Origin of the sequence: Streptomyces zinciresistens K42 (genome assembly GCF_000225525.1) — a bacterium.
In the GTDB taxonomy this organism is placed as follows: Bacteria; Actinomycetota; Actinomycetes; order Streptomycetales; family Streptomycetaceae; genus Streptomyces; species Streptomyces zinciresistens.
This window is the reverse complement of sequence record NZ_AGBF01000267.1, coordinates 1-7,037: the sequence shown is the minus strand read 5'-3', so window position 1 is coordinate 7,037 and position 7,037 is coordinate 1. Positions and strand designations below refer to the sequence as shown.

Below are 7,037 nucleotides of genomic sequence, written 5' to 3'. Positions count from 1 at the left end.
TGAGCCGAAGCACGATAGTTGTCACATAGGCAGTCTTGTTGTCACCTGTGAGTGGGGCGCGGGAAGGCCGTCCTCTCAGCTCTTGACGGCCTCTGCGATCTGCTGGGCGGCCTGGGCGGGGGTGAGGTGCGTGGTGTCGACGACCTCGGCTTCGGCGTGCAGCCACGTGCGGGCCGCCTCGGCGTAGGGCTCGAGGTATTGGAGCCGGAAAGGGGAGTTGGGGCCGAGAACGGTGTCGCCCGCGATGCGAGCGCGGAGAGTGTCCTGGTCGGCGTGTAGGACGAAGTGCCGGACCTGAATGTCGTGCTCGGCAAGGCCCGAGCTGATCTCGCGCCAGTACTGCTCGACCAGGATGGTCATGGGCATCACCAGGGTTCCGCCGGTGTAGTCGAGGACGCGTCGGGCGGTCTCGACCACGAGCGGTCGCCATGGCGGCCAGTGCTGGAAGTTGTCCGTCGCGGGCAGTCCTGGCTTGATGTCCATGAGTGTCTCGCCGACTTTCTCGGCGTCGAACACCCGTGAGTCCGGGATCAGCTGCTGGACAAGCGCGCTGGTCGTCGTCTTGCCCGCGCCGTGAGTGCCGTTGAGCCATACGATCATGGACCTGACGCTAGCGTCTGCGGGCTGCTGGGACAGGAAGAGTGGAAGATCCGGTGCGGTCGATCGCCTTGGCCAAGAGCCTGGCGTGGTCTTCGAGCAGTGGCTTGAGGGCGCCGTAGTAGGGCTGGTAGTCGGTTGTGCGGAGCCAATGGAAGACGTTGTGCCGTTCTCGGAGCCAGACAGCACGTAGTGCTGGGTCGTGTGCGATGTGCGGTGGGCAGGGGACGAAGTCGGGTTCGCCTTCGGTGGCGCGGGTCCAGATGTAGGCACTGACGGCCAGGCGTCTGCGGTCGTCGCTGATGGGCTTTCGATGGCTCGTGAGGACCGGAAGCTGGGCGAGGATGTGCTGCCAGCTCTCGGGATCCAGGGCCCAGGTGGCAAGGACCTCGCGCCGGTGCTGGTAGTCGATGATGGGGCCCGCGAGGAGCTCGGCAGTGATGGCGTCGAGGGCCTGCTCGAAGTCGCGGGCTGTGCCGCTGGTTCGCAGGTGGCGATTCAGCAGCTGTGTGTAGCCGTTCCGTTTGCCCTGGGGGTTGATCCCGAGGAACTGGGCGGCTTCGTCAAGGCTGCCGCCGCGGGTGCGCCGGACGAGGAAGACCGAGGCACTGCGCCGGCGCATCTTGGGGGCGATGGCGGAGAGGAAGCCGAGGTGCTGTTCGGCGAGGGCTTGGGGCAGGAACGCCGGGATGTGTTCAGGTCGCAGGCCGACGCCGGTGGAGGGGAGACGGAGTCCGCCTTTGCCGGTGCGCCGGAAGGTGGGAACGATCGTATCGGCGGCGTCCTGGAAGCGCTCGGAGCAGGCGCTGCGCTGCTTCTTGAAGGTTCTGTCCCAGATCAGGTGCCGTGTGGGCGGGATTCCGCTGCGGTTGCGGTTCTCCTCGGGGGCGAGTGAGGAGAGTGCTTCGCGCAGGTCGTCTGCGGCCAGGAGGCGGTCGGTGACCTGGAGGAGGCCGGCGCAGACGAACGCGTCGACGGGTGCCCCGGTGGATCGGTAGAGACGGGAGTCGGTTCCTTCGTGGATGGCGAGGTGCTGGGCAACGGCTTCAGCGATTTGGCGGGTGGTGCCGACCGGCTGGATGCGCGGCCAGCAGATCATGACCAGGCCGGTCAGCAGGATGAGCTCGGTGAAGTACTGCTGTGCCGGCTGCTTGGGCCCGCCCGGCCGGAGCAGGCGAAGAATCTTGCGCTGGAGCGCGAGCAAGCCGGGCCCGGGTCGGTGATGGTGGAGTGGGTCATGGGTAAGCGGTGCCCCGCAGGGGTCGTCGTGCCGGCCGGTCTTGGTGTCCCGAACCGTGGAAGTCCGGCAGTGGGCGGGGTGGACTCCGGGGGCGGCGGGACGGGGAAACAACTGGGCCCTGTTGCTGAAGTTGACCGGCCTTTGGCAGCGGGGGCAGAGGTGTTCCAGGAAGACCTCGTGGAGCGGGCAGGCGAAGACGACGGGAAGGCGCCAGAGGATCTGCCAGGGCCCGCCGTGGGCGTGCTGGATGTCGGAACCGTCGCCAGCGAGACAGCGGGGGCAGTAGCGGGCGGTGGTGGGGAACAGCCATCGGTCCGCGTGCATGGAGTAGACGTTGCCAGCCCGGACGTTGGCGACGCCGCGGGCCGCCGGCGGATAGCGGGAGGCGAGAGATTCCAGCGTCATCGCGCGGACCTCGCGGGGGTCCAGGCGGGTGGTGGCGGCGAAGTTCTTGATCTCGGCCGGTGTCAGCCGCGTCGAGAGTGACGCGCGGGCCCGCCCGAGCCGGTCCTGTTCGGTCAGGCCGGTCAGCCGGGCGAGCTCGTGGGGCGAGATATGGAGGCGGTGGGACAGACGCAGGGCGAAACCGGCCAGGGACTCGCCCTCCAGCGGGTCGAGGCTGAGTCCGAAGGGCCGCCGCCCGGAGCTCATGGCCACGTCAGTCACCCGCGGCCGGCCTGTTCCCGCGGTCGTCGAGGACCGTGTTGCGTCCGCGCCGGCGGCGGGGCTTCGCGGGCGGGACGGTGACCTGCGGGATGTCGGGGACCTCACCGGCGCCGGGGTCGAGGTCGTCCAGGTTGCCGAGGTGGATCGTGGTCTTCGCGAGCAGTTCGGGGGTGAGGCGTTCTTCGCCGGTGAGGATCGCCTCGGTGCAGCCGTCCTCGATCAGCCGCCGCAGCAGGCCGACGATGCCGCGGGTGCGGCCGAAGAGGTACTCGGGCGTCTCGCCGCTGGTGAGCATGCCTTCGAAGGACCGCAGGAGCCGCAGCTGGTCCTCGATGCCGGCCAGGTGGTCGAGGAAGGCGGTGATGCCGGCCGGGGTGGAGTAGTCGAACGGGTCGAGATCGACCATGTCGAACCGGCGGCCGGTCTGCGTGGCGGTCGCGGCGTGGTGCCGCCCGCCTCGCCCGTGGTCGGGGAAGACCCACTGTCCGGTGCGCTGGTCGACGTAGGCGCCGCGCAGGAGTCCGGAGCCGGGGATGTCCACGCCGATCAGGATGAGGGTGACGTTGAGGTCCATCAGTTCGCGGATCAGGTCGAGGGTGTCCTGGTCGTCCTCGCGGTGGAGCCGGAGCCGGGTGATGTCGTCGATCAGCAGGGCGGTGGTGTGATGGTCGCGGATCGCGTCCCGCACCGCTCTGACCAGGTCGTCCAGGGTTCCGGGGTGCGGGTTTCCGTAGACGTTCAAGATCGCCTTGCAGAGGCCCTTGGGTGTCGCGCGGACCGGCAGGCGGCAGTAGGCGACGGGGACGAACACGTCCCGGGTGCCGGGGGTGGGGCCGGGCAGTAGCTGGTGGTGGACCTCGCGCCAGACGTCCTCGAAGGACGCGGCCGCGTCGCAGGCGGTCTCGGTCTTGCCCTGGAACCCGCCGCCGTTGATCATTAGGCCGTCGCGGGTGCCGGGCATGAACTTCACCGCGTTGTTCTGCAGCCGGCCGCGCATGAGGTTCGCGACCCGCGCGCTCATCGGCGTTTCCTGGAGCCGCATGTTGACGTGCGTCGCGGTGCGGTGCAGGTCGTGCAGGGCCCGACGCCGGGGGCTCAGGCTCTGGTGCTCGGCCGGCGTGAGCCGGGGTGCGGCCACGAAGGTGCCGCGGATCTTCCGCCACTGCTGCCAGCCTTCCCAGCGGGTGCGGTCCGGCGGCGGACCGGCCCGCAGGAAGGGGACGACCGCGTGCTCATCCGGCGTTGTCTGGTCCACCACGGTCCTCCTCCAGGTCGTCCTCGGGCAGGACGAACACGCTGCGGGCCCGGAAGTTGTGCCCCAGCTCGGGCGGCGGGACGGGCGCGGGCCGGACAACTTCCCGCCGCCGGCGCCGTTCCCCGGCGACCGCGTCCTGCGTCTCGCGGGCCCGGCCCGGCCAGCTCAGCACCATCGCGGTCCCCTCCCTAGAAGGAGCGGGGGCGGGCTGTGGGGCCGGTGCGGGCGGGCTTGGCGGCCGGTCGGCCTGCGCGGCCATTGCCTGGTGCGTCTCGCGAGCGTGTTCGGTGCGCTGGGACTTCTTCAGCTGGGTCGGCCACTTGCTGACCGGGATGTGCGAGCCGATCAGCTCCAGCAGCACCGGCAGCAGTTCGGTGTCCGACTTCGGCTTCAGCCCGGCCGCCGCGGCCTTCGCGAGCAGGGCGCTGGCCCGCGCGTCCCCGAAGGCCGGCATCTGCCCGGCCCGGGGCATGCCCGTCCAGGGCAGCGGGTGCCAGGCATGGCTGAGCGGGTCCTGGAAGAACACCTGGCGCCGATCCCGCGGGTCGCGGCGGATGAGCCACTTGCCCTTGTGCTTGCCGCCCCGCGTCGACAGCTCGCCGCGGTAGTCCCGCAGGACATCGGCGTCGTCGTACCAAAGTCCGCGGATCTTCACCCCGCGGCGCTTGTCGATGCGGACGTAGTGGGCGGGCAGCAGCTCGTAGAACAGCTCCGGGGAGGGGATGTCCATCGCGAAGCCGGTCTGCGCGAACGACGCCGCGAACAGCGAGTTCGGGCTGTGAGAGCCGTCCGGATCCCAGGCCGGGGCGTACTCGCCCAGCTTGCGCTTTTGCCAGACGCCGACGATCCAGGTCGCGATCAGGTGCTCGAGCTGGTCGGCCGTCAGGACCGCGTCCGCGGCCGGGTCGGCCCCGCGGTCGGCGACATCGACGCCGGTGTAGCCGACCAGGTGCTCGAACAAGAGCTGGCGGATCACGCCGAAGGCCCGCTCGACGGCGGCCTTGTCGGTCGGCCGCAGCACCCGCGCGGGCAGGACCTGGCAGCCGAGGACCCGCTCGACCTCGACCAGGTGGTGGTTGCGATAGACCGATCCGTGGTCGGTGGTCACCGTCTCCGGGGTGAAGAACGGCAGACCGGCCACCGCGTGCCCGGCGAACTCGGCCACCACCGCGGCCGGCAGGCCGGGATAGGGCCATTCCAGGTCCTCGCCCCAGTCCGCCCGCATCGGCAGCGGCATCGTCACGTCCCGCAGCACCATCGCGACGTCCACCGAGGTGTCGGAGACCAGCGTCAGCCGGAAGGCGACCAGCGAGTGCGTGCAGACGTCCAGGGCCAGGGTGAGGTGCATCTTCACCGGATCGCCGAAGACGTGCTCGCGGACCATGACCGGCAGCACCGTGGTGTCCAGCGCGACGACCTGGCCCGGCCGGTGCACCAGGACGTGCCCCTGCGACTCCGGCAGATCGGCCGATCGCGCGTAGCGCTGCCGGGCGCCGCCGGGGCCGAACCACTCCTTCCAGAGCCGGCGCAGGGTGTCGTAGCTGGGCACCTTCGTCTCGGGCCCGAACTCCTCGCGGACGTACTGGCGGATCATGCGGTCCTTGGTCCGCATCGACACCTTCGCCATCCGCTGTGTCTCCTCGCGGACCGCCAGGACCGCCTCCCGCACTTCCTCGGAGACCGTGCGGGTTCCGCCGCTTCGGCGCAGCCAGCGGTCGTCCGCGCAGCCGACCAGCCCGAACCGGCGGCGGGCGTTCTCCCACCGGATCAGCGTGCGGTAGCTGACCGAGCCCAAACCGAGCAGCTTCGCGTGCTGCGGGTCCAGGGCCGCGAGTTCCGCGACCTTCGCGTGCCGGCGCTCGGTGAGCGTCGTCGTCGCCGGGTCGTACTCAGGCTTCGGCTCGCCCGGGCCCGGGTGGAACGGGTCACCGGAGCGGAACCCGGTCGCCACTTCCAGCAGGTGGGCCATCCGCAGCTCGGTCAGCTCCAGCCGGCTCGCGTTAAGGTCCTCGGATGCCTTGCGCTGGCGGCCCCGGTTGGCCCCCGCCGCCGTCGTCCGCGACGATGATCGGCACTGCGGATGGTTGGCCAGGAACCGGAACGTCATCCGCTCGCGGGTGCCGTCGTCCTTCACCAACTGCACGCGGCCCAGGTGTGGTTCGCGGCGTTCGACCGTCCACTCTGTCCCGTCCAGCACCAGCCCGGCGCCCGGGGAAAGGTCCAGCACCGCCGCCGCGGTCACCGGCCTGCCTCCCCGGCGGGCATCACGAGTGAGCGGTCCCCGAGCGGGCCGGCCAGGTCGACGCCCAGCTGCCGGGACCACAGCAGGTGCAGCAGCTGGGCCCGGGCCACCGGCTCACAGCCCGTCGCCGCCGCGAGCTCACCGAACCTCCGCCCACCCCCGACCTCGGCGAGCAGCACCGGCCGAAGCCCCAGCGGATCCGACCTCAACCGGCGCCGCGACGCCATCGCGTCCAGCCCTGCGAAGGCGTGCTCGCGCCAGCGGGCGGCCACCGCGTAGCGCCAGCCGCAGGCGACGGCGACCTCGGCGGCCGCGGCGAACGACTCCCGGTCCGACTCCTTGATCAAGGGCTCCGGGCGTACGTCGATCAGCCAGACGCCACCGCGGGTCACTACGAGGTAGTCAGGGGTGTGGGAGCGGCGCTTCCCGCAGGTGGCGAAGGAGATCTTCAGCGGCTGCGAGACGACATCGACCACATCGCCGGCGAAGTCCAGGGCCAGCAGCACCCGGCTCTCCTCCAGGCTCTCCGCGCCGTGGTGACGGCCGGTGCTGGTCAGGAACTGCAGGCCAGGACGGTGCCGCTGGTCCCGGCGCCAGGTGAAGTGCCGCATCGGGTCGCTCGTGAGCACCGGCTCCTGTACAAGATCGTGCACCGAGCAGGACGCATCGTCCCCGCCTGCCCGCCACGAGACCGTCCACCGTCTCGTCCAGCCGTCGCCCAGATCCAGGCCGAACCTGCCCGCGTCGACGTCCGTCGGCACGAAAAGGTCCTCCCATCTGCACTGATGCGACCAGACGGACCCGGCGTCAGCGGCGTCGACTACCCTTCCCGACCCAGCACGTGTAGCGGCCATGAGCACATGGAAGCGCCGCGAAGAACCTCAGGCTCCCGATCTTCGTTTCTGGTGACAGAAAGACTGCTGAATGAGCATCTGTGACAAGTCGGATGCCTCATTGGTGGCAACCGGGCTGCTTCGGCCGTCCGGATTCGGCAGCTCAGACGGTCCCGATGGTGACAACTCCCGAGCTTCGGCTCA

At 70.3% G+C, this 7,037-nt stretch carries 5 protein-coding genes; all 5 read right to left on the bottom strand.

Annotated features, from left to right (window positions below; all coding sequences use genetic code 11):
* Positions 1–75 precede the first annotated feature (75 nt).
* The 5 genes from SZN_RS34020 to SZN_RS34000 are packed head-to-tail and all read right to left on the bottom strand — an operon-like array spanning position 76 to position 6,761.
* Complete coding sequence (locus SZN_RS34020) at positions 76–600, bottom strand: AAA family ATPase (protein ID WP_007504155.1); 525 nt, start codon at positions 598–600, stop codon at positions 76–78.
* 10 nt (positions 601–610) lie between these two features.
* Complete coding sequence (locus SZN_RS34015) at positions 611–2,488, bottom strand: TniQ family protein (protein WP_007504153.1); 1,878 nt, start codon at positions 2,486–2,488, stop codon at positions 611–613.
* A gap of 7 nt (positions 2,489–2,495) precedes the next feature.
* Positions 2,496–3,758 carry an AAA family ATPase gene (locus SZN_RS34010; protein ID WP_007504151.1) on the bottom strand — a complete coding sequence of 421 codons (1,263 nt, stop codon included), beginning with the start codon at positions 3,756–3,758 and terminating at the stop codon, positions 2,496–2,498.
* Positions 3,736–6,000, bottom strand: a complete 2,265-nt coding sequence (locus SZN_RS34005) for a COG3415 family protein (RefSeq protein ID WP_007504150.1) — start codon at positions 5,998–6,000, stop codon at positions 3,736–3,738. Before SZN_RS34005 ends, SZN_RS34010 begins: the two co-directional genes overlap by 23 nt.
* A complete protein-coding gene (locus tag SZN_RS34000) occupies positions 5,997–6,761 on the bottom strand; it encodes a TnsA-like heteromeric transposase endonuclease subunit (protein WP_007504148.1) in 765 nt (254 codons plus the stop codon). The genes SZN_RS34005 and SZN_RS34000 overlap by 4 nt, the downstream gene beginning before the upstream one ends.
* Positions 6,762–7,037: the final 276 nt, after the last annotated feature.